Here is a 21038-nt window from a genome sequence, read left to right on the forward strand (position 1 = left end):
CCTCAGTACAGGACCTTTCTGATAGCCTCCATTGTGGCATCAACTACAATGGGTTTTGGTGCAACAGATATTACTTCTTCCGGATCCTTGAGAAGGTGTCCTGTGGTCACACAGACCACGGATTCGTTTGCACCTATTACTCCGGTCCCTACAAGTTTTTTCAGGCCGGCAACTGAGGTGGCACTTGCAGGTTCAACGCCGATTCCTTCAAGTTGTGCCAGGTCTATCTGGGCTTCCACCAATTCCTCGTCAGTAACACTTTCAGCACCACCATTTGATTCGGAAATGGCTATAAGGGCCTTTCTGGCATTAACCGGATTCCCTATCCGGATTGCTGTTGCAATTGTTTCGGGGTCTTTTTCGGGGGTAATGTCAGTTTTTCCTTCCCTTACGGCTTTTACTATTGGACAGGAACCTTCAGTCTGTATTCCCATCATCTGTGGGACTTTATCTGTAATTCCCAGTTTCTTGAATTCTTTGAAGCCTTTATGGATGGCAGTAATGTTTCCTGCATTACCTACCGGAAGTACCAGTCGGTCAGGCATTTGGAAATCCAGCTGGTCTGCTATCTCAAAACCTATTGTTTTCTGTCCTTCCAGCCTGTAGGGATTAATGGAGTTTAAGAGGTAGATCTTTTCCTCATCGCAGAGTTCTCTTACAAGTTCCAGAGCATCATCAAAATTGCCGCGTATACTAAGCACCTTTGCGCCATGCATCAGGGCCTGCGCAACCTTGCCCAGTGCAACTTTCCCTTCCGGTAACAGTACAACGGCAGGAACTGCCGCTTTTGCACCGTAGATGGAAAGGGCTGCGGAAGTATTACCTGTAGATGCACATGCAATTGTTTTCATCCCTAATTCCAGGGCTTTGCTGACACCTACGGTCATACCCCTGTCCTTGAAGGAACCGGTAGGATTCATGCCTTCATGTTTGACATATAGTTCCCTGACACCGATCTTTTCGGCTAACCTGTCACATTTATAGAGAGGTGTGCCACCTTCCTGTATTGTTATGGGTTTTCTATCAACAGGAAGAAGTTTTGCATATTTCCATACAGAAAGTGCAATTCCCTCTAAATCTTCCTTTTTTATATCAATTTGAGAATAATCATAAATTACATCAAGCAAACCGCCGCATTCACAGGTATACAGGACCTCTGTTTTAGGATATTCCTTACCGCATTCGATGCATTTTAAATAGTACATTGGAGTTCTCCTGGTAGTTTTAAAGCTTTAATAGGGTGAATCTTATAACCTAATCAATTCCAATATAAATAAAGTACTCGGAAATGGCGCCTGACCCGTTCTATTATGTAATTGTTATTAAATCTGTTGAAAGACCACCGTTATCTTTATTGTAGGGAAGCCCCATCCATCCACCATGTATTGGAAGACAGTTCAGGGTACTCTTTTTATTGATGACCTGAATGCCTTTTTGCAAAAACTGAATGTTCTTGCAGATGAGTATGATGTTACCATACAGGCAATGGATGCAGGTAAAATAGCAGGTATGGCCCATATCGAACTTGCAATAAAAAAAGCCAGAAGAGCATTTGAATCCGGCAGCAATGTGGCCAGGGACCCCGGGGTTGAAATTCTCCGGTATGCTTCCGGAAAACGACAGATTGTTGAAGCTTTTTCTATGGGTATGAAGGAAGGGGATATTTCTGTTGTTTTTCTTGTCCTGGGCGAAAAAAATAAAGTAGATGCTGTTTTACCTGCACTTGATTCAATGGTCTGCAAGAGTGAAGTGATCGATTATTCAGGCCAAAAGGAAGAGAATATAAGGGCTCATTTCGGAATTGGTTATGCAGAGACAGCTGCAATCGGGGTATCGCGGATACCTGACATCGTGCTGGAGCGGGTGTCACTGGTGGACATCCTGAAATAAGACCATTGGTAAACTTATTAATAAGTACATACAGATTATTCATCTATATATCTATCAAATGAGAGGATTATTAATGCCACACCCCAAGACTGCAGAGAATATTATGAAAAATGCCGGTCCGATAGAAAGTGCCTTACTCCCCAAACTGATCCATGTCACAGAAGCTGCTGCGATTGCTGCTGCCCATCAGATCGGCAAGGGTGACAAGAATTATGCCGATCAGGTATCGGTGGAAGCAATGCGCAGGATTCTCAATTGCCTGGATATCAGTGGTGTCATCCAGATCGGTGAAGGTGAAAGGGACGAGGCACCAATGCTCTATATTGGTGAAGAAGTCGGTACAGGTAAAGGTGATCTTAAGGTAAATATTGCCGTTGATCCGCTGGAAGGTACCAACCTCTGTGCAGACGGTGTACCGGGTTCCATCTCAGTTATGGCCATGTCAGAACCCAATGGTTTGTTCCACGGTCCAGATGTCTATATGGATAAAATCGTAGTCGGTCCAGAAGTCGTAAAGTATGGACGAGAACACCCCGGAGAGGAAATTGATCTGGACGCCCCGGCAATTGACAATCTTGAGATAGTGGCCCGTGCCTTAAACCGCAGTGTAGAGGAACTTGTGGTTGTGATTCTGGACCGTGAGCGTCATAAGGATAAAATCGAGGAAATCCGGAAAACCGGTGCTAGGGTAAATCTGGTTTCCGACGGTGATCTTATGCCCGGCGTATCAACGGCTATACGTGGCTCAGGTATCCATGTGGTAATGGGTTCGGGTGGTTCGGGTGAAGCTGTACTTACAGCCTCTGCAATGAAGATACTGGGTGGAAAGGTGCTTGCACGCCTGGTTTTACCTTCAGTTGCCAATCGCAAACCCGATGATGTAATTGCACGGGAGGTAGAGGAAAAGATGCCCCGGCTTAAAAAGATGGGCATAACTGAAGACAACATGCATGATGTTCTTGATACTGAAAAACTTGTACCCGGTAAAGACGTAATCTTTGCTGCAACCGGTGTGACCTCCGGGCATTTCCTCAAGGGCACCAACCTTTTTGGTTATGGGGACGCAAGGGTACACAGTATATCAATGGGTAGTTCAGGTATTGTCAAATTTTCAGATTCAGTATATATACACGACAAGGAAAAAACGCCTCTCAGGCTATAATATGGAGATTTTGTCCTGTTAAATATACATGTTGCAACCTTTGGCTGTACGGCCAACCAGTCCTCTTCCGAGATCCTTGAGGCTAAAGCGGTGGATCTGGGCCACAGGCTTGTATCTGAAAGAGAAGCTGATGTGATCATATGCAACACCTGTACAGTCAAGGATACTACAGAGCAGAAGATATTGCACAAGATCAAGGAATGGGGTCTTCAGGGCAGGGAAGTAATTGTCACAGGTTGCATGCCTCAGGTTCAAATGGACGAAATATTAGAAAATAATCCCGAGGTTCATGTCCTGGGCATGAATTCCCTTCTTAAGCTCGGAGTAATTCTCAACCGGGTTCATGAAAGGCTGGGGGGACTCTCATTGAGGCCCATGAGTGTCTTTGATGATTCTCCTGAAGGTTTACTCAATGTGCCCCGCAACAGGTCCAGTCCGAATATCCATATCTGCCAGATATCACAGGGTTGCAATAACCGTTGTTCCTATTGTATTGTTACACTTGCCAGGGGTCCCCTTTACTCCTTTGATGCCGATTCAATCGTTACCGACATCGAGCAGGCTGTTTACGAAGGATGCAGTGAGATCTGGCTAACATCCCAGGACAATGCTCAGTATGGTTTGGATAAAGGTATTTATCTGCCTGCACTGCTTGAGAGGATTACTGCAATTCCTGGAGATTTCAGGCTACGTGTGGGTATGATGAATCCTGCTTCAACACTTGAAATTCTGGATGACTTGTTAGAGGCTTATTCAAGTGAAAAGATCTACAAAGTTTTACACCTTCCCATCCAGTCAGCTTCGGACAAAGTGCTTGACAGGATGAAACGCAAACATACAATGGAACAGGCAAACATTATAGTCGAAAAGTTCAGGGGTGCGTTTCCCGAAAGTACCCTTTTCACAGATATTATTGTGGGTTTTCCCGGGGAGGATGAGGAGGATTTCGAACTTACGCTGGACTGGATTCGAACCTATCGCCCTGATAAGGTAAATATTTCACGTTACACACCAAGGCCGCACACTGAAGCATTGCAATTCAGAAATATAGATACACGTATCGTTGTGGAGCGTTCGGGCAAACTCCATCGTCTCTGTAATCAAATCAAACTCGGAAAAAAGGAAGATATGGTAGGAAGGGAAGTTGATGTATTCATCTCACAACAGGCAAAGGTAAAAGGATTGATGTCCCGCACCGATTCTTATAAACCTGTTGTGATCCCTGAAGCAGGTGAATTTTGTCCGGGTCAACGTTGCAGGGTGAAGATAGAGGAAGCAACCCCTGGTTACTTTATCGGCCACCCTGTTTAAGATTATCATCTTCACCGGTTTGCATTCTGTTAACTATTTCCCGGTCATAGGATTTCACGATATCACTGCGGGTTATTATTCCGATCAGGCTTATTCCATCATTTCTGGAGACAACAGGTAATCTGCCCACATCATGTGCTGCCAGTCTTTTTAGTACTATGTCAAGAGATTCATCAGGATACGCAGTAGCAACATTTTTAGTCATTATTTGAGTGACCGGTTTTTCCAGTTCCCCCTGCTCTACTTTATCGCGCATGTCATGCAGGGTGACAATTCCTGCAATTTTTCCCTAGTTGTCAAGTACCGGGAAACCTGCATGTTTGCTTTTTTGCATTAGATTTAGAAGATTGGCAGTTGTATCTTTTACATTAAGGAATAACACATCTCTTACCATATTATCCCTGACATTCAGTGATTCCATAACATTTACCTCGGTGCCGGCCCTGATGACGTGCCCTCTTCTCCTGAGCAATTCTGTAAATATCGATTCTTCATGAAGGTGAGTTGATATTACATTGCTGATCACACAGGCCAACATGAGGGGCAGGATAAGGTTGTAATCACGGGTAAGTTCAAAAAGAATAAGCATGGCAGTCAGGGGTGCACGTACCACTCCCGCAAAGACTGCCCCCATACCTACAAGGGCATATGCTCCCGCAGGTGCTGTATAAAAAGGAAAAATATAATTCACCAGATTTCCAAAACCCCCTCCCAGCATAGAACCTGCAAAAAGGGACGGGACTATAACTCCCCCCGAACCTCCGGAACCAACTGTGAAGGCAAATGCCACAATTTTAAGGACAAGCAGTATCAACAGCATCTGCAGGGCAAGTTCGTTGTTGAGGGATTGCTTGATAACATCGTAGCCGATTCCGAATATCTGCGGATAGAAATAACCGATACACCCGACTACAAGTCCTCCAAGTGCAGGTTTCACGTAGGGTTTGACAGGAACTTTTTCAAATGAATCCCGGGTAAGGTATGTAAATTTTATGAATATTGCAGCAGCAATTCCTGAAAGAACGCCCAGGATGATGTATAGTGCTGGCTCGTGAAACGGGCTCTCCATACCGTAATAGGAAACCTGTATGGGCTGGATACCAAAAACGATGTCCGTTACAAGGGTAGAGAACACTGAAGAAAGAACTATCGGTATAAGTGTCTTGGCCTGTAATTCCCCGAGAATTACCTCTACTACAAAAACCACCCCGGCAAGAGGGGCATGAAATGCCGCTGCAATTCCTCCAGAAGCCCCGCAGGCAATCAATGTCCTGAAACGGTGATCCGGACTTTTCAGCCGGCTGCCTACCGTGGCTCCCACACCGGCTCCCGCGAGAATACCGGGAGCTTCTTTGCCCACCGATCCTCCTGTACAGATTGAGATCATTGAAAGGAATACTTCATAAAAAGCAAATTTACTCTTTATCTTCCCGCCCTGAAGAGCTGTTGCTTCCATTACCTCTGCAACTCCACAACGACTTTTTCTCATAAATTTATGGGATATCAGGCCAACGCATAATCCTCCTGCAGCCGGAAGGAGGATGATATATTTAGGAAGGTTACTATCCGGGGCATTGAAAAAAAGGGTTGTAAAGTAAAAGGTAACCTGATCATAGGCTACAAAAGCCAGGCCTGTTATTATTCCTATTATTATGGCAAGGAAATTAGAAATGAACCCTTCGGTGTAATACCGATTCTTTAACTCGTTTTTGGAAATATTCAAAAAAGGTCGCCTTCATAAATAAAAAAGTAATGAGGAAAGAAGTCCTCATTTATTTTTTCTTCATCATTTCTAGTAAGTCACACACCTTTTCAATAGTATCGTCCAGCGTCTTGGTCCCGGTCTTATCTTCTTCAAAGGGCTTTTTCACAATCCCGCCGAAGTGTCCGCCATCTCCCACAACAACCATTCCATGAATGTGCATCCAGTCCTGGATTACCTGTATGGTCTTTTCCTGTCCTCCGTTCCTGGAGCCACCAATAGCAATACCTGCACCAATCTTATTACTGAGCTTGAAATTATGTCTCCTGAGCAGGACGCTTCTGTCAAATAGGGCCTTCAGCTGGGCAGTTGGACTTCCGAAATAGACCGGTGAAGCCACGATAATTGCATCCGCTTCATCCAGTTTTGGATAGATCATTTCCATATCGTCTTTGATAGGACATTCCTCGCTTTCCCTGCAATTGCCGCATGCAATACAGGGTTTGACTTCCATCTCTGAGAGGAATACGCTGTCGGTGGTAAATCCTCTTTTTTCAGCCATTGCGAGGGCCCTGTTTATCATCTGTTCACTGTTTCCGTTCTTTTTAGGACTGCCTGATATGCCCAGAATTTTCATAAGATCACCTGTCTGCCGTATAGGTTTATGTTAATATTAGCTTTTGGGTGACTTTGGTATAAATTTATTAATCATAGGCCCTTCTCCTTATTGTAAAGAGGGAGCCGGGAATACTCATGTTATCCAGTCTTTTTAATCCTGATTCAGTGGCTGTGATCGGTGCATCAAGGAAAAAAGGTAAAGTGGGAAATGCAGTCCTGTCCAACCTGGTAAAGGATTTCAGAGGAAATATCTACCCTGTCAATCCCGGCGAGGAAAAGATTGAGGACCTTACATGCTATGCCTCCATTCTTGATGTGGCTGATGAAGTGGATCTTGCTGTTGTAGTCGTACCTGCAAAAGTAGTGCCTCCTACGCTGGAAGAATGCGGCAGGGCAGGGGTGAAGTACGTGGTGGTAATCTCTGCGGGTTTCAAGGAGGCAGGTGTTGAGGGAGCTAAACTTGAACGCAGGTCCATGGAGATTTGTAAGGAATACGGAATGCACATGGTAGGTCCCAACTGTCTGGGAATCATGGATCCGGTTGCAGGTCTGAACGCCTCTTTTGCCGCATCGATGGCATATGAGGGCAATATTGCAATGATGTCACAGTCCGGTGCCATATGTACTTCTACCCTTGATTGGGCAGAAGCCAATGGAATGGGTTTTTCCAAATTCGTAAGCCTTGGGAATAAGGCTGATCTGGGGGAAAACGAATTCCTGGCCGAATTCCGGGACGATTCGTCAACCTCGGTTATTGCAGCCTATCTGGAAGGTATCAAAAATGGGTCACAATTCATTGAAATTGCCAGGGATGTTTCCAGGAAAAAACCTGTGGTTTTGGTCAAATCAGGCCGTACTGCTGCCGGTTCCCGGGCCGTATCCTCTCACACCGGTACACTTGCCGGCTCGGACCAGGCCTATAATGCCGCTTTTGATAAATCCGGTGTGGTACGTGCGGATACACTGGAAGACATGCTGGATTACATAAGGGCTTTTTCAACCCAGCCAATCCCTGCAGGCAGGCGGATAGCCATACTCACCAATGCCGGGGGCCTGGGAATTCTTACGGCAGATGCATGTTATTATGAAGGTCTGGAGCTGGCTTCGTTCTCTGCTGAAACAATTGAAGGGTTACGTGAGTTTCTACCCGGTGCTGCCAGTTTTTACAATCCTGTGGATGTACTGGGGGATGCAAGTGCAAAACTCTACGGTGATGCCCTTGAAATTGTGTTAAAAGATCCTAATGTGGATGGTGTTATCCTGTTGACTTCTCCCCAGGCTATGACTGATGTGGGAAGCATCGCAAGGATTGTAATTCAAAAAATGGAAAATTCTGATAAACCGGTACTTTGCAGTTTTGTGGGGGGTACACGGGTTATGGAAGGCAATTCCATTCTTGTAGCGGGGGGAGTGCCCAATTACACCTTCCCCGAAAGAGCAGTGGCCAGTATGGGTGCCCTGTGTGATTACGGAAAAAGGCGAAACATGGTTTATCCTTTACCCAAACCGGTTCATTCGGACAGGAAAATGGCATCTGCACTGCTCGATGAAGCAGCAGCAAAGGATAAAAAAATCCTGGGGCTTGAATCATTTGATCTTCTGAAAGCCTATGGCATTCCAGTTGTGGAAATCGGGAAGGCTTCCACTGTGGAAGAAGCGGTGGAGGAAAGCGAAAGGATTGGTTACCCTGTAGTTATGAAAGTCCTTTCCCCTGACATTTCACATAAGACCGATGTCGGAGGTATCCGGCTTTCACTGATGAGTAAAGAGGATATCAGGCGTGCCTATCATACAATGATGTCGGATGTAGGCCGCTACATGCCTTCTGCACGAATTACAGGTGTGCAATTGCAGAGAATGATTGAAGGTGGCCGGGAAGTGATAATAGGTATGAACAGGGATGTGCAGTTCGGCCCGCTTCTTATATTTGGTCTGGGGGGGACATATGTAGAGATCCTTAAAGATGTGTCTTTCAGGCTCGCTCCCCTCAATGAAAAGGATGCTCACTCAATGATTTCTTCCATCCGTTCCTATCCTTTACTTACAGGTGTGAGGGGAGAAAAAGCATATGATGTGAATGCGGTGGCGGATGTTCTCGTGCGTGTTTCCAGGCTTGTGGAAGATTTCCCGCAGGTCCTTGAGTTTGAAATAAATCCGTTGATGGTCCTTCCGGAAGGTGAAGGTTGTTTTGCTATGGATATGCGTCTTACATTGAAAGAATCAAATTGATAACAGGGAGGGTTTGTATGGCTTCAATACTTGTAAGTTCTTCTGAAAATTATTCCGGGAAAAGTTCGATATGCAGTGGCCTTGGCCTGATACTTAAAGAACGTGGGAAAAGTGTGGGCTACATGAAACCGGTGGGTAACCTGCTGGTTGATGTTGATGGTGTTCTCTCCGATGAGGATGCAGAACAAATGCGGGATCTGCTGGCTCTTGAAACCCCACGCAGTTGCATCACTCCAATTATGCTTACCGAGAATCTTACCAATGATGCTCTACTGGGAGTGGAAAAACATCTGGACGAAACCCTGAAACAGGCTTATTCGGAAGTTTCCAGGGATAAAGATATGGTGATCATAGAGGGGGAAGGAGGTATCGGAAGCGGGGCCATGTACAATTTGTCAGATCCCCAGGTAGCTTCCATACTGGACAGTAAGATCCTGCTGATTACCCGTTTTGATTCGGTTAGTGCAGTGGACAGGATTCTCTGTGACATCGAATTAATAGCTGACAGGAATATGCTTTCAGGTGTTATTCTCAACGAAGTTGAAGAAGACAAAATAGGAATGGTAAGGGACATGGTTGTACCCTTCCTTGAAAAGAAGGGGGTGAAGGTATTTGGTGTAATTCCCCGCGATCATACTCTTGGAGCGGTTTCTATAGCAGAAATTGTGGAAGATTTGAGAGGAGATGTCCTGACAGGTAGACAGGAAATGGGCAATCTTGTTGAACATTATCTTGTGGGTGCTATGGAAGTTAATTCGGCGATCAAGTATTTCCGGCGCTCTCCAAACAATGTTGTAGTGACAGGGGGGGACGCGCGGATATACAGATGGCGGCTATAGAGGTCGGAGCAAAGGCATTGATCCTGACGGGCAATCTCCGTCCCAGCGAAGCTGTACTTGGAAGTGCTGATGAAGCAGGCGTGGTTGTTGTGCTTGTAAGGGGTGACACTCTTTCCACGATAGAAAGAATGGAGAACCTAATCGGACACTCCCGGATTCAGCAGAAGACCAAGATTGAAACAATCGTTAGACTGATTGAAGAGAATGTGGATGTTGACTCTATACTGGATTCAGCAGGTTTGTGAGAACATATATAATATGGATATGTATATAGGGGCCTGGCTGAAGTAGCCTATGTTAATGGAAAGGTTGACTGGTGATGGATACCGTGCAGGACAAGGATTATTTCACTATTGATGATTTTGATGTTGACGACAAAACAATTCTGGTGCGAGTTGATATCAATACCCCGATGGACCCCGAGGGCAGTATTCTGGATGACCTGAGGATAAGCAGCCACATTCCCACAATAAAGGATCTTGAAGATTCACGGGTAGTATTGCTTGCCCATCAAAGCCGGGCGGGAAAAAGTGATTTCACAACTATGCAGCCTCATGCAGAAATACTAAGTTACTATCTGGGTAGGGAAGTGGAATACGTAGATGATATTTTCGGCTCTCATGCACGTTCAAGGATTGCAGCAATGGAAAAAGGGGATGTGCTTTTGCTGGAAAATGTACGTTTCTATTCTGAGGAAACCATTTCACGATCTGCCAAAGAGCATGCAAGCACACATATGGTGAAAAACCTGGCTCCCCTTGCGGACATCTTTTTGAATGATGCTTTTGCCGTATCCCATCGTTCTCATCTTTCTTTAATGGGGTTTACACATCTCCTTCCCTGTGGTGCAGGCCGTTTAATGGAAAAAGAGATTACCTCACTGGACAGAGGGATAAAGGGAGGGGGAAGACCCTGTATTTTCGTACTGGGTGGTGCCAAGGTTGACGATTCCCTTACGGTTGCTGAAAATGTACTTTCAAATGGTGGCGCTGACCGCGTACTTGTGACAGGTGTTGTTGCAAATGTAATGCTGGCTGCATCAGGTTTTGATATCGGGAAAGCAAATAAGGATCTCATTGAATCCCAGGGCTATCTTGAACAGATAGATAGGTCAAAGAAAATTCTTGACGATTTTGACGGAAAAGTGGGTTTACCCGTAGATGTAGCATTGAATGATAACGGCAGCAGGATCGAAGTATCGGTCGAAGAAGTTGGGGATTCGATACTACCAATCAATGATATAGGAATTGAAACGATTGTTGCTTATTCCAGAGAAATCAGTCAGGCAGGCACTGTGATTCTCAATGGACCCGCCGGGGTTTCCGAACAGGATGGATTTGAACTGGGGACCTATGAAATTGTAAAAGCTGCCACAGAAGCCGATTATTCCATTGCAGGAGGTGGCCATATTTCTGCCGAGGTGCGGGATATGGGTTTCGATCACAGTTTTTCCCATATAAGTACAGGAGGCGGCTCATGTATCGACTATCTTGCAGGAACCCCCCTGCCGGCAATCGAAGCCCTTAAAAAAGCTGCTGTCCTAATTTCAAAACACGATTAAGTGGAGGTAATATTATGCTTGGCCTGGATGAAGGCAAGATGGCGGTAAACCTTGCCCGCAATACGATCACTGAATTTCTTGAGAGCGGTACTAAGATGGACCCGAATTCTATAACCCTCTCTCCGGTCTTTGAAGAGGAGCGCGGCGTTTTCGTAACCCTCTCCATGGAAGGAGATTTGAGAGGCTGTATTGGTCATCCCTATCCAGATTCATCCCTGAAGGATGCAATTGTTGATTCTGCCATCTCAGCATCAACAAGGGATCCGCGTTTTCCTCCTGTAAAGTTACAGGAGATGTCTGTAATCACGGTCGAAGTTACCGTCCTGACCCCGCCTGAAAAGATTGATGCGGCTCCTGAAGATTTGCCCGGTCTTATAGAGATAGGCAGGCATGGGCTTATAGTCAAACAGGGTTTCTATCAGGGTTTACTCCTGCCACAGGTGGCCCCTGAGCAGGGATTTAATTCTTTGGATTTTTTGAGTCATACCTGCATAAAAGCCGGACTTGCACCGGATGCATGGCTTACAGGTGCCGAAGTGTACTGGTTTGAAGGACAGGTCTTTTCCGAAGAATCTCCTGAGGGGCAAATCGTGGAAAAGCAGTTCTAAACTGCTTATCTTTTCATATTTTCAAGTTCTGTAAGCAGCTTATCGGTTGAATACACGAGTTTAATTAGGGTTTTTTCTATCATCAGGTTGACCGTACCTTCGATTCCAAGTGTGCGGAAATCAGTCCTCAGCCCCATTACCGGGATGTTTTTAGCATAAGCATAGCCGATTTCCCAGGCTGTACCGGAATCCACATCGCTGCCTCCATCCAGTATAGCAATTATAAGATCGGCTCTATCTATAGCTTCTGAATTTTTCCGGAACAATTCTGCAGCATCCTGTTCTTTGCGCATATTTTTCGTATCTGCTGAATCCCTTTGTGGCAGGAACACGTCATATCCTGCACTTTCGATTCTCTCTGTGAGTTGTTCATTGAAATTCTTCTCAGCCTCGGAAAAAAGAGGGCCCGCCAGGTATATTTTTTCGTAATTCATTGTGTCCCTTGCCTGCCTGTATGGTAATAACTTTAATTAGTGGTAAAACATAACACTAAGGCATGAAAGATAAGGTTAATGCAGGCATAATCGGTGCCACCGGCTATACCGGGGGAGAATTGATGCGCCTTCTTCTCAATCATCCTCATGTAAATCTTGAAATGGCAACTTCAAGAAAACTTGCCGGACAAAATGTATCCAAAAAACATGCTCATCTGGCCGGTTTGACAGATCTTGAATTTGAAGAACTTGATCCGGTTGCTGTAAGGCAGAGGTGTGACGTGGTATTCCTGGCGGTACCTCATGGCAGTGCGATGGATATTGTACCTCAACTTATTGACAGTGGCCTGCGTATTGTGGATTTGAGTGCGGATTATCGTCTGGGTGTGGACGAATTTGAAAAGGTCTATGGCATTAAACACCATGACCCCCGCAAAGCAGTATTTGGCTTGGTGGAGCTGCATCCCGAGGTAAAGGGGGAAACTTTTGTTGCCAATCCGGGTTGTTATCCCACAGGAGCTACCCTGGCGGCTGCTCCTGTTGTTAATGCAGGGCTTGCAGATATTGCAGTTTTTGATTCCAAATCCGGCATAACAGGCGCCGGTGTGAATCCAAGCCAGGCATCCCATTACCCCAACATGGCGGAAAACATCCAGCCCTACAAGCTCACAACCCATCGCCACCAGGCGGAGATCTGGCAGGAATTGAATGGCCTTGGTGGCCTTGATAGTGTTAATTTCACTCCTCATGTAATCCCTGCTATCCGCGGGATACTGACTACAGCTCATCTCTTTCTTAATGAAGAATGCTCAGAAGAAGATATCCGGCAACTATACGATTCTTTTTACTCTGACTGTCCCTTTGTAAGACTGGTCGATGATATACCTGCGCTGGGTAATGTACGTGGCTCCAATTTCTGTGATATTGGTTTTGAGATTGACGCAAACAGTAACAGGCTTGTAGTTATCTCGGCAATTGACAATCTCGTAAAAGGAGCTTCAGGACAGGCTATACAGAACATGAATCTCATGTGTGGTTTCAGGGAAACCGATGGTCTATGGAACGCAGGGCTTGCGCCCTGATTTATTTGGAGGTGGATTTATGCTTGTAAAAGAAATTATGAACAGTGATGTGATTTATTGCAGTCCCGAAGACAAAGTAAGTGATGCTGCCAGGTCGTTGAAGGATAATGACATAAGTGGTATGCCTGTAGTGGAAAACGGCAAGATTGTAGGTATACTTTCAGAGGTTGATTTGCTTGCTTTGCTTGAATCTCCCAAACATGGTGATTTCTGGCTCCCCAGTCCCTTTGAGGTAATAGAAATTCCTATCCGGGAATTTATCAGCTGGGAAGATACCAAAAAAATGCTTTCTGATGTAGGTTCAATGCCGGTTAGCAAAATAATGCGCTCCGGTGTATTCACTGTCTCTCCTGAAGATTCAATTGAGGATGCTTCCCACCTGATGTCCAGACACAAGATAAACCGCCTGCCAGTTGTTGAAAATGATAAGCTTACAGGCATCATTACCAGGGGAGATATCATCAGGGGTTTAGGTAGTCAGTGAGGTTTACGTTCATGAGATCAATTGACGGTGGTATATGTGCAGTACGTGGTGTCCATGCTGCCGGTTTGAAGGATGATTACATGGGCCTTGCTCTGATTGAAGGTGCAGGTCCTTGCGCAGGTGTTTTTACACGCAATAAGGTTGTAGCGGCGCCGGTGGTGTTTACCAGGGACAATCTTGAGAATCATAAATATGTTGCAGGCACAATTATAAACAGCGGAAATGCCAATGCCTTCACCGGTGAACAGGGAATGGCTGATGCCCGTGAGATGGCAAGGCTTGCTGCCGATAAACTGGGAGTTCAGGAGTCCCACATCGCAGTTGCATCTACCGGTGTGATTGGCCGTTTTCTTGATGTAGGTTGGATAAAAGACCATCTGGATGAAGTTTACGGGACACTTTCTGCAGATCCCCAGGGCTGTCGCAATGCTACAAAAGCCATCATGACCACTGACCTGATCGAAAAGGAAGTGGCTGTAGAACTGGAATGTGGTGTACGTATCGGAGGCATTACCAAGGGTTCCGGTATGATCGAGCCCAACATGGGAACAATGCTTGCTTTTATCTATACTGATGCTATTCTTTCTGCCGATACACTGAAAGCATGTCTTGTAAAAGCCAACGATTCCAGTTTCAATATGATGGTAGTCGATGGTGATACCAGTACCAATGACATGGCTCTGTTAACCGCAACAGGTGCTTCTTCAATAGCTCCTGATGTAGCAAATTTCCAGAGAGGACTTGATTATGTCCTTGTGGAACTTGCAAAGAAAATCGCCCGCGATGGGGAAGGTGCTACCAAACTTATTGAAGTACAGGTAAATGGTGCTTCTGACCTGGCCGATGCACGCAAGGCTGCCAAAACCATTGTACGATCACCTCTTGTGAAATCCGCGATATACGGGCATGATCCCAACTGGGGTAGGGTTGTTGCCGCAGCTGGATACTCAGGTGCCTCTCTTGATCAGGATACAATTTCCCTGAAATTTTCGGATGGGGAAAATGCAGTTACTCTGGTGGATCACGGTCAGGTGGCGGATACCTCTGCCAACAAACAACTAAAATCCATAATGGAAAGCGATACTGTCATAATTTCAGTGGACCTTTCACTTGGTGAAGCTTTTGCGGTTGCCTGGGGTTGTGATCTTACCTATGATTATGTGCGTATTAATGCGGAATATACTACATGATATTGTTTCAGGGGAATTTTAATGGATATATCTGAGTGGGATAAGAGATACATTGAAGGTTATGAGTCGGTTGCACGAAATATTTCCTGTGTAAACGGAATATTTGTTGCCTATAACAGTAATGTGGACGCCATCAAGCATATTGGCCCCGGTGATGTGGAAAACCTGCTGAGAAAAGTGGATGTGGATACTGTCCAGCAGAGAATATTTTCCTATCCCCGACATATAGATTCTCCTGTAGATTTCCTTGCACGACTCCTGATTGCTATGAAGGACGGTAAAGCTGCGGAAATTCCCACCTATTCAACTGATATCCATGAATGGTTGACCGATAATCTTGTTTTTGATGAAGCCAGGATGGGGGGGCAAGCCGGGATAATATCCAATCTGCTTGCCAACATGGACCTGAATAAAGTAATTGCTTATATCCCCTGGCTTTCCCCTGAACAGGCGGATTATTTTGTATCTTCACCTAATCTTTTACATCCTTTTGTCAGGGAAGGCAGGATGGAATTGCTTTCTCCTGCAGAGGCCTCTAATCCCGATTATAAAGCCAAGGTCAACTGGATTATTGAATTCAATAAAGGACTTTCTGTTAAATATGCCGAGGACAGGATAATAGTTCCTCGCAATAACCGCCTGATCATTTCATCACGTCCGCCCTGGATCCGTATAGATATGTCTGATGATGTCTATGAGCATCTTCCCGAGATGGGTAAAACCGTTGATGGGGCAATTCTCTCTGGTTACCAGATGATAAAAGAAGAATATGAGGATGGCAAGACTTACAGGGATTATGTAGAACGTGCGGTGGGGGCAATAGGCCAGTTAAAAAAAGCCAATCCTGATATTTGCATACATGTGGAATTCACTTCCATACAGAATAAATTCATTCGCTCAGCAATTCTGAATGATATTGTGCGCAATCATGTCCAATCACTGGGTCTTGATACTGTGGAAGTTGCCAATGCATTGAATGTTTTAGGTTATGAAGAACTTGCATATTCGGTAATCAAAAAGGAAGAAGATGCTATAGTAGCCCTTTATGAAGGAGCTGTCCGGCTGCTTCATGAGCTCAAGTTGCAGAGGATTCATGTACACTCTTTGGGCTTTTATATATGTGTTGTTTCCAAAGATTGTCCTATTGATGTTGAACAACATCTTGATTCCCTGCTTTTTGCATCCACTACAGCCGCTTCCAGGGCCCTTCAGGGAGGGATAAAAGATTTTGAGGACATAAAAGCAGGTCTTGATGTACCTATATCCACACAGGGAATGGACCAAATTGACAAACTGGGTGCCTATCTTGTCAGGCAGGGAAAATGTAATCTGGAATATTTTGAAAAAGGTTGTATCTGCACCCGCAATCATGATGTATTGATCATTCCGGCCAGGGTGGTGGATCATCCCGTTGATACGGTAGGTATAGGAGATACTATTTCAGCAAGTGCCTTTGCAGCTGTGCTGGCAGGTATGTGCAGTCTGCGGGAGGATTGAATGAATATCCTTTGCGGTTACAACGCTAATATCGATGCAGTTTACAGGATAACCGGCAGGGAGGTGGAATCCATCCTTGATGAGGTGGATAAAAATGAACTGCTGATGAAGATCGAAAACCAACCGCATATCATCAATTCCCTCGAAGATTTCCTTGCCGGACTTATCCATTGTATGGAATATGGCAGGGGTGCAGAATGGTTCATTTATTCCCGGGATGTTCTTGATTTTCTCAAAAACGTTTTTTTGAAGAGGCAGAGATAAGGATAGGGGGGAATATGGGTATAATGGCCAATGTCCTCTCCGGGCTCAATGTAGATATGATTCTTCCCAATGTTGTTTATCTTTCCGGGACACAGGAGGCTCTTTTTTCAAAAAAGGGAATGGTGCTGCCTCCAAAATTCGAAAGCCAGAGTGGCGATGAGGAACCGGTACATTTTGTTTTTGATTTCCGTCAGGGAGACAGTTTCGACTTATACGGCCGCAGGATAACTGTATCCCGGGAAAACAGGTTCATTGCGACATTTGATGAATTCAACCCTCAAATGACGATTTCTTCCTTCTTCAAGCAATATGCAACCGCACATATTGGGGAAATGGATGGTGCAGTTGTATCCGGTTTTCATATGCTCCAACCCTCCTATCCGGATGGCTCTTCTTTCGAGGAAAAGTTATCTCCTGTCCTTGCACAGATCGATGAATGGAATTTGATGTCTGATATGTTCATCCATGCTGAGTTGGGTCATTTTGCGACATCGGATATAGCCAAACATGTCTTCGTTGAACTTGCAGGAAGGGTTGATTCTATGGGTTTGAATGAAGACGAACTTGCAACCCTAGCGCAGAAGATGGGTTTTAGGATTGAAGGCATACATGAAATGGATATTTCTGCAATGTTTCAAGCGGCCCACAATTGCATTAAAAGTTGTTTGGCCAGGGCCCTTGTAGTCCATACCAGGGATTTTGTCTTTTGCCTCTCTGCTTCAGATAACCTGGATGGAAAGAAAATAGATGCTATTGATTTTGGTTTGAAGTGTGCGGCATACTTTGCTTCTTCAGGCTCATTGCCTGACAGGTCCAATCTGGAGGAAAAGTGCAGCCAATTCAAGCGCAGTGAATATGGTAGCCTGCAGGTCAAGAGAATAAAGTCTATTACTGGAGCCAAGCATTACGGTTTTGGAATCTATGGTATCTTCAATGAGTATTATTTTTGTGCAATTCCCACACTTGTGGTCAATGAGCCGGCAGTGACAGTTGGATTGGGAGATACATTTACTGCATCTTCTTTTCTACGCTTGCTTGAATTACGCAACAACACCTAAAATTTTAGACTATTCCTTCTGTGTTAGATTCTCATATTAGTTTTATTGGATTCGAGATAAGTTTAATATAGTCTCAAGTACACTTGCCATAAGTTAAAATAATTAGGGTTCTTATTTGTAACTCAGGAGTATTTTCTTATGATCGGTATCTCTTCGTTTGCTTATCACGACTTATCTCTTGGTGAAGCTTTACAAAATATTGAACACGTTGTCAATTGTGCAGAAATCTTTTCCGAAGGAAAACATGACCTCTTCAGGCAGGATGAAATCGCTTTTTCCTATGACCTGGAATATACGGTTCATGCTCCCAGTACAGACCTCAATCTTGCAAGTATTCGTGAGCCTATAAGGAATGCAGCTCTTCAACTTGTGGAAGACATGGCAGATATTTGTAATGAAATTGATGCTGAAGTCATGGTTGTCCATCCTGGTTATTTCCCCTTTGCTTATGATAGGGATTTTGCATTTAATGCATTCCAAAAATCGTTGCCTGTACTGGAAAGGATTGGTGAGGATGCCGGTGTACGGATATGTGTGGAAAATATGCCCAAATGGGAATGTTTCCTTTTCAGGGAACCGGATTTGAGATAGGGGCAAATGATTTTGTACTGGATATTGGTCATGCCAACACAATGGGCAATCTGGAGGCTTTTCTTGAACGTGAGATTTCCCATTTTCATATTCATGATAACCACGGGAATAACGATGAACATTTGCCTCCTGGTGAGGGAAACATTGATTTTTCGGCCATACAGGGATTACTCCGCCAAAACAACTCTATTAAGATAATTGAGAACAAATCAGCTGAAGATGCCCTTCAGAGTATTTTTGCTCTGAAAAATATGGGTGTCAAATAAACAAATCCAGTTAAATTTATATATTTACAATTCACTTGACTTATGTATGAGTTCGATGGGATGCAGGATTTTTCATGCACTTGGTAGTGAAACCCGGATTAAAATACTGGAACTCTTAAGCAGCAACGAAATGCATATATCTGAAATTGCCCGGGAGCTGGATATTTCAGTACCGGTAATTTCCAAGCATGTAAAGGTACTTGAAGAATCCGAACTCCTTGAAAGACATATTTTCGGTAAATCCCATGTATTAAAACCCAACAGGAAAAATATTCATCTGGCCGTTGATTCGTTTGCTCCCACCAGGCATGTGGAAGTCGAGAAAGGTGCCTCCCTTATGGAAGCCCTGCGCAATGTGGCAGATATTGATGTCAGGAAAAAGGGAGATAGGGAGATGATTGTTTCTACTGATGGGGAGGAAGGTCTTTTTGTTTATGAGATTGATGGCCAGTTCGGGGATAAAAACGTGAATGACTGCGTGCTGGAAGATAATACAATCGTGGACTGGAAAAAGCTGGAACCGGTCACAAGGATTCGGCTGGACATTCATGTCAGGGAATGAAGGTGCCCAATGAATACTTTCAATCCACTTTCTTGTCTCTTATATAGGCGATGAACTTAGTTACATGTAATGAGTATTCCTTCAGACGGCTATCATTTCACTTTGCATGAGAGAATGCGATACCTTTCCTCGGGTACAAAGTATGACAGCTGTAACCAGAGTGCAGTATGCCACGCTTTCGGGCCTGACGGGCGCTGTATACAATTATACAAGACATTGCTGACCAACTACTGTGCCGGAGAATGTACCTATTGCCCGAATCGCTGCCATAGGGATGTGCGCAGGGTTTCCCTGTCCCCGGAAGAAATTGTGAAGATTACCTGGGATTTTTACAGGAAAAATGCGATTGAAGGCCTGTTCCTTTCCTCCGGTGTTATCGGGGATCCTGAAACAACAACCGAAAAACAACTTCATGTGGCCCGTCTATTGAGAAGTCAGGGGTTTAATGGCTATATCCACCTTCGACTCATGCCCGGTACACCTTTGCATTTGCTGCAGGAGGTAGCCGGGGTTGTCAACAAATTCGGGGTAAATGCAGAAACAGCGGGTTCTGTGAACTATTCGGAAATATGTCCCAATTTCGATTACAAGAATGATGTCCTTCAGCGTTTGAACTGGACCTGTAAATTGATAAGAAAACAGAGGAAATTGCACAGATATGATAGTAAGATCATAGGTGCCAACGATACCCAGTTTGTGGTGGGTGCCCTTGACGAACCCGACAGGGATATTGTGAATACCGTGCATGATTTCATGGAAAAATTCCAGTTGCGCAGGCCTTATTTTATGAGTTTTGACCCGGTTCCTGATACGCCGCTTGAGAATGGTTCAACATCTCCGAAATGGAGGGAACAGAGGCTCTATCAGGTATCCTATCTTTTGAAGGATTATGGCCTGGATTCCGGGCATATTGATCAAATCTATAATGATGATGGTTTCCTTTTGAATGAGGATCCAAAACTAGAACTTGCCCGGCTTAACCCGGAAATGTTTCCTGTAGAAATAAACAGTGCCGATTACTCTACTTTGCTCAGGGTGCCGGGTATAGGGCCTATAAGTGCTTCCCGTATCCTGATATCCAGGCCAATTTATGGGGAGGATGAACTTGCACGTGTGGGTGTTGTTATAGGTCGTGCACGCTCCTTTATCAAAATTGGTGGTTCCGGGCAAACTAACCTTATACAGTTTGCAGGAGAATGCACATGATTATTCTTTTTGAGGCCACTGTGACAGGTGTCTTACTGGCCTGTCTGGAATTGAGGAAAAGGCCTGAGGCAGATCTGGTTTTTGCCTGTGATCCCGGAGAAGGGGAAACGAAATTGAAAATGTCCAACCCGGCAGCTGAAGTAATTCGGGTTGGATTCAATAGTAAGGTTGATAAGCAGCAGTTGGTCGAAAGAGTTTTTCCCGATGGGTGGCACAGAATAACCAATTTTGATTCCCCTCCATTAAATTATATAGAATTGGTGCTCAGGCACAGGAAATGCAATCCTGCAGAGTTTGTGAGGCTATTGCATGGGTGTGAAGGGGTGGTAGATGGTCTTTATTGTGGTAAAGAAAGACTTTGCAAGCGATATTACCGGTACATGCGTGAGGTCAAGAACAATTATCACAGACTTGCATGTTTGTGCGGCCAGTTTGCGGAGAAACAGTCCTTTATGCAAATGTAACTCCCAAAAACCGTGTGTCT

At 44.8% G+C, this 21038-nt stretch carries 20 protein-coding genes and 2 pseudogenes; 17 read left to right on the forward strand and 5 right to left on the reverse strand.

Annotated elements, in window-relative coordinates:
• Positions 1–2: 2 nt before the first annotated feature.
• A complete protein-coding gene (gene thrC, locus C9889_RS07700) occupies positions 3–1205 on the reverse strand; it encodes a threonine synthase (RefSeq protein WP_129598442.1) in 1203 nt (400 codons plus the stop codon).
• A 175-nt stretch (positions 1206–1380) separates the two neighbouring features.
• On the opposite strand from thrC, the gene cgi121 reads away from it, so the two are divergent.
• From cgi121 to C9889_RS07715, 3 genes are all read left to right on the forward strand, one after another.
• Complete coding sequence (cgi121, locus tag C9889_RS07705; protein ID WP_129598444.1) at positions 1381–1890, forward strand: KEOPS complex subunit Cgi121; 510 nt, start codon at positions 1381–1383, stop codon at positions 1888–1890.
• A 73-nt stretch (positions 1891–1963) separates the two neighbouring features.
• Positions 1964–3052: a class II fructose-bisphosphatase gene (glpX, locus tag C9889_RS07710; protein ID WP_129598446.1), complete on the forward strand. Its 1089-nt coding sequence runs from the start codon at positions 1964–1966 to the stop codon at positions 3050–3052.
• Between the two features lie 24 nt (positions 3053–3076).
• A complete protein-coding gene (locus C9889_RS07715; RefSeq protein WP_318531598.1) occupies positions 3077–4363 on the forward strand; it encodes a tRNA (N(6)-L-threonylcarbamoyladenosine(37)-C(2))-methylthiotransferase in 1287 nt (428 codons plus the stop codon).
• Here the strand turns inward: C9889_RS07715 and C9889_RS10490 are convergent.
• From C9889_RS10490 to C9889_RS07725, 3 genes are read right to left on the reverse strand one after another with little or no spacing between them, the layout of a single operon-like run.
• The gene (locus C9889_RS10490; protein WP_225420032.1) at positions 4344–4619 is read right to left on the reverse strand and encodes a CBS domain-containing protein; all 276 of its coding nucleotides are present in this window, start codon (positions 4617–4619) and stop codon (positions 4344–4346) included. The two genes, C9889_RS07715 and C9889_RS10490, sit on opposite strands and share 20 nt — an antisense overlap.
• A gap of 33 nt (positions 4620–4652) precedes the next feature.
• Positions 4653–6086: a chloride channel protein gene (locus C9889_RS07720; RefSeq protein WP_225420033.1), complete on the reverse strand. Its 1434-nt coding sequence runs from the start codon at positions 6084–6086 to the stop codon at positions 4653–4655.
• Positions 6087–6135: 49 nt separating this feature from the next.
• The gene (locus tag C9889_RS07725; RefSeq protein WP_129598450.1) at positions 6136–6702 is read right to left on the reverse strand and encodes a flavodoxin family protein; all 567 of its coding nucleotides are present in this window, start codon (positions 6700–6702) and stop codon (positions 6136–6138) included.
• A 116-nt stretch (positions 6703–6818) separates the two neighbouring features.
• Between C9889_RS07725 and acs the strand changes: the two genes are divergently transcribed.
• The 4 genes and pseudogenes from acs (at position 6819) to C9889_RS07745 (ending at position 11920) form a co-directional block, all read left to right on the forward strand.
• The gene (acs, locus tag C9889_RS07730; protein ID WP_129598452.1) at positions 6819–8912 is read left to right on the forward strand and encodes an acetate--CoA ligase alpha subunit; all 2094 of its coding nucleotides are present in this window, start codon (positions 6819–6821) and stop codon (positions 8910–8912) included.
• A 17-nt stretch (positions 8913–8929) separates the two neighbouring features.
• Positions 8930–9996, forward strand: a pseudogene (locus C9889_RS07735) (phosphotransacetylase family protein).
• A gap of 71 nt (positions 9997–10067) precedes the next feature.
• The gene (locus C9889_RS07740; RefSeq protein WP_394342236.1) at positions 10068–11312 is read left to right on the forward strand and encodes a phosphoglycerate kinase; all 1245 of its coding nucleotides are present in this window, start codon (positions 10068–10070) and stop codon (positions 11310–11312) included.
• A 14-nt stretch (positions 11313–11326) separates the two neighbouring features.
• Positions 11327–11920, forward strand: coding sequence for a TIGR00296 family protein (locus C9889_RS07745; RefSeq protein ID WP_129598456.1), 594 nt, complete (start codon positions 11327–11329; stop codon positions 11918–11920).
• A 5-nt stretch (positions 11921–11925) separates the two neighbouring features.
• Here C9889_RS07745 and C9889_RS07750 read toward each other — a convergent pair whose 3' ends face one another.
• Entirely contained in the window at positions 11926–12354 is a 429-nt protein-coding gene (locus C9889_RS07750; RefSeq protein ID WP_129598458.1) for a nucleoside 2-deoxyribosyltransferase, read from the reverse strand.
• A 62-nt stretch (positions 12355–12416) separates the two neighbouring features.
• Here C9889_RS07750 and argC point away from each other — a divergent pair, with 62 nt between their 5' ends.
• From argC to C9889_RS07800, 10 genes and pseudogenes are all read left to right on the forward strand, one after another.
• Entirely contained in the window at positions 12417–13436 is a 1020-nt protein-coding gene (argC, locus tag C9889_RS07755; protein WP_129598460.1) for an N-acetyl-gamma-glutamyl-phosphate reductase, read from the forward strand.
• A gap of 19 nt (positions 13437–13455) precedes the next feature.
• Entirely contained in the window at positions 13456–13920 is a 465-nt protein-coding gene (locus C9889_RS07760; protein WP_129598462.1) for a CBS domain-containing protein, read from the forward strand.
• 11 nt (positions 13921–13931) lie between these two features.
• Positions 13932–15110, forward strand: a complete 1179-nt coding sequence (gene argJ / locus C9889_RS07765) for a bifunctional ornithine acetyltransferase/N-acetylglutamate synthase (RefSeq protein WP_129598464.1) — start codon at positions 13932–13934, stop codon at positions 15108–15110.
• Between the two features lie 21 nt (positions 15111–15131).
• A complete protein-coding gene (gene pfkC / locus C9889_RS07770) occupies positions 15132–16607 on the forward strand; it encodes an ADP-specific phosphofructokinase (protein ID WP_129598466.1) in 1476 nt (491 codons plus the stop codon).
• A pseudogene (locus C9889_RS07780) lies at positions 16608–17929 on the forward strand (ADP-dependent glucokinase/phosphofructokinase).
• A 138-nt stretch (positions 17930–18067) separates the two neighbouring features.
• Positions 18068–18520, forward strand: a complete 453-nt coding sequence (locus tag C9889_RS10845) for a sugar phosphate isomerase/epimerase (RefSeq protein ID WP_263853995.1) — start codon at positions 18068–18070, stop codon at positions 18518–18520.
• Positions 18481–18786 (forward strand): sugar phosphate isomerase/epimerase family protein, encoded by a 306-nt coding sequence (locus tag C9889_RS10850; RefSeq protein WP_263853996.1) that lies wholly within the window; start codon positions 18481–18483, stop codon positions 18784–18786. Before C9889_RS10845 ends, C9889_RS10850 begins: the two co-directional genes overlap by 40 nt.
• Before the next feature lie 46 nt (positions 18787–18832).
• Positions 18833–19348, forward strand: a complete 516-nt coding sequence (locus C9889_RS07790) for an ArsR/SmtB family transcription factor (protein ID WP_129598472.1) — start codon at positions 18833–18835, stop codon at positions 19346–19348.
• A gap of 69 nt (positions 19349–19417) precedes the next feature.
• Positions 19418–20554, forward strand: a complete 1137-nt coding sequence (locus C9889_RS07795) for a radical SAM protein (protein WP_129598474.1) — start codon at positions 19418–19420, stop codon at positions 20552–20554.
• Positions 20551–21018 carry a hypothetical protein gene (locus tag C9889_RS07800; RefSeq protein WP_129598476.1) on the forward strand — a complete coding sequence of 156 codons (468 nt, stop codon included), beginning with the start codon at positions 20551–20553 and terminating at the stop codon, positions 21016–21018. Before C9889_RS07795 ends, C9889_RS07800 begins: the two co-directional genes overlap by 4 nt.
• Positions 21019–21038 lie beyond the last annotated feature (20 nt).

Origin of the sequence: Methanohalophilus profundi, from assembly GCF_004137855.1 — an archaeon.
In the GTDB taxonomy this organism is placed as follows: domain Archaea; phylum Halobacteriota; class Methanosarcinia; order Methanosarcinales; family Methanosarcinaceae; genus Methanohalophilus; species Methanohalophilus profundi.

Excerpts from the sequence above, each read along its gene's own strand:
- C9889_RS10845 (WP_263853995.1), top strand. The coding sequence starts at position 18,068 with ATGATCGGTATCTCTTCGTTTGCTTATCACGACTTATCTCTTGGTGAA.
- argC (WP_129598460.1), top strand. The coding sequence starts at position 12,417 with ATGAAAGATAAGGTTAATGCAGGCATAATCGGTGCCACCGGCTATACC.
- thrC (WP_129598442.1), bottom strand. The coding sequence starts at position 1,205 with ATGTACTATTTAAAATGCATCGAATGCGGTAAGGAATATCCTAAAACA.
- C9889_RS07725 (WP_129598450.1), bottom strand. The coding sequence starts at position 6,702 with ATGAAAATTCTGGGCATATCAGGCAGTCCTAAAAAGAACGGAAACAGT.
- C9889_RS07760 (WP_129598462.1), top strand. The coding sequence starts at position 13,456 with ATGCTTGTAAAAGAAATTATGAACAGTGATGTGATTTATTGCAGTCCC.
- cgi121 (WP_129598444.1), top strand. The coding sequence starts at position 1,381 with ATGTATTGGAAGACAGTTCAGGGTACTCTTTTTATTGATGACCTGAAT.
- C9889_RS07750 (WP_129598458.1), bottom strand. The coding sequence starts at position 12,354 with ATGAATTACGAAAAAATATACCTGGCGGGCCCTCTTTTTTCCGAGGCT.
- C9889_RS10490 (WP_225420032.1), bottom strand. The coding sequence starts at position 4,619 with ATGCGCGATAAAGTAGAGCAGGGGGAACTGGAAAAACCGGTCACTCAA.
- C9889_RS07800 (WP_129598476.1), top strand. The coding sequence starts at position 20,551 with ATGATTATTCTTTTTGAGGCCACTGTGACAGGTGTCTTACTGGCCTGT.
- acs (WP_129598452.1), top strand. The coding sequence starts at position 6,819 with ATGTTATCCAGTCTTTTTAATCCTGATTCAGTGGCTGTGATCGGTGCA.
- glpX (WP_129598446.1), top strand. The coding sequence starts at position 1,964 with ATGCCACACCCCAAGACTGCAGAGAATATTATGAAAAATGCCGGTCCG.
- C9889_RS07745 (WP_129598456.1), top strand. The coding sequence starts at position 11,327 with ATGCTTGGCCTGGATGAAGGCAAGATGGCGGTAAACCTTGCCCGCAAT.
- C9889_RS07790 (WP_129598472.1), top strand. The coding sequence starts at position 18,833 with ATGAGTTCGATGGGATGCAGGATTTTTCATGCACTTGGTAGTGAAACC.
- argJ (WP_129598464.1), top strand. The coding sequence starts at position 13,932 with ATGAGATCAATTGACGGTGGTATATGTGCAGTACGTGGTGTCCATGCT.
- C9889_RS10850 (WP_263853996.1), top strand. The coding sequence starts at position 18,481 with ATGGGAATGTTTCCTTTTCAGGGAACCGGATTTGAGATAGGGGCAAAT.
- pfkC (WP_129598466.1), top strand. The coding sequence starts at position 15,132 with ATGGATATATCTGAGTGGGATAAGAGATACATTGAAGGTTATGAGTCG.
- C9889_RS07795 (WP_129598474.1), top strand. The coding sequence starts at position 19,418 with ATGAGTATTCCTTCAGACGGCTATCATTTCACTTTGCATGAGAGAATG.